This is a genomic window from Mesorhizobium sp. M8A.F.Ca.ET.161.01.1.1 (assembly GCF_004792105.1).
Taxonomy (GTDB): Bacteria; Pseudomonadota; Alphaproteobacteria; order Rhizobiales; family Rhizobiaceae; genus Mesorhizobium.
Genome location: NZ_SRTD01000052.1, coordinates 1 through 666, shown reverse-complemented (window position 1 = coordinate 666; position 666 = coordinate 1). Strand labels below are relative to the sequence as shown.

Genomic DNA, 666 nt, shown 5'->3' with positions numbered 1-666 from the left:
GCGTCACCACCGCATCGGCGACCGGCGCCGCAGCGTCCACCGGCGCGGCTTCAACTGCCACCGGAGCCACCGGCTGTTCGGCGACCACGACCGGCTCGACAACCGGCTTGGCCTCGACCGCCGGCGCAGCCGCAACGGCCACCGGCTGCGCTTCGACCGCAGGAGCGGCTTCAGCGATCTGCGGCTTCGATTCCACGACCGGCGCAGCCTCGACGGCTGCCGGCGTCGCTTCGATGACCGGCGCGGCTTCAGCCACTGGCGCGGTTTCAACCACGACCGGCTTGGCTTCGATCACCGGCGCCGCAGCGGCCACCGGCTGGGCCGGAGTCGCAGCGTCGATGGCATCGAGCATGCTGGTCTGCACCGGCGATGCCGGTTCGGCCTTGGCGGCGCTGTCGACCGGGGCCTGCACCTCGGCCACGGCCGGTGCAGCGGTTTCCACCACCGCGCTGCTCACCACCGCGACCGGCGCAGCGGCAACGGCGGCAGCGGCGCGGACCGGCTTCCCGGCGTCGGAGGCGGTCGGCTCGACGTCGTCATCGAAGTCGAATTCCGGCTGCGAGCGGGTCGGCTGTGCAGACGCGGCCGAAGCAGCACCCGCACCGTTGTCGAGGTTCGGTTCGGCACCCTCGGCGTCATCACCGTCGTCAGCGTCGTCCTGGTCAT

1 pseudogene is annotated in these 666 nt (G+C 72.4%); it reads right to left on the bottom strand.

Annotation, left to right across the window (positions count from 1 at the left end):
• A pseudogene (locus EN804_RS34525) lies at nucleotides 1–666 on the bottom strand (hypothetical protein); the annotation flags it as partial.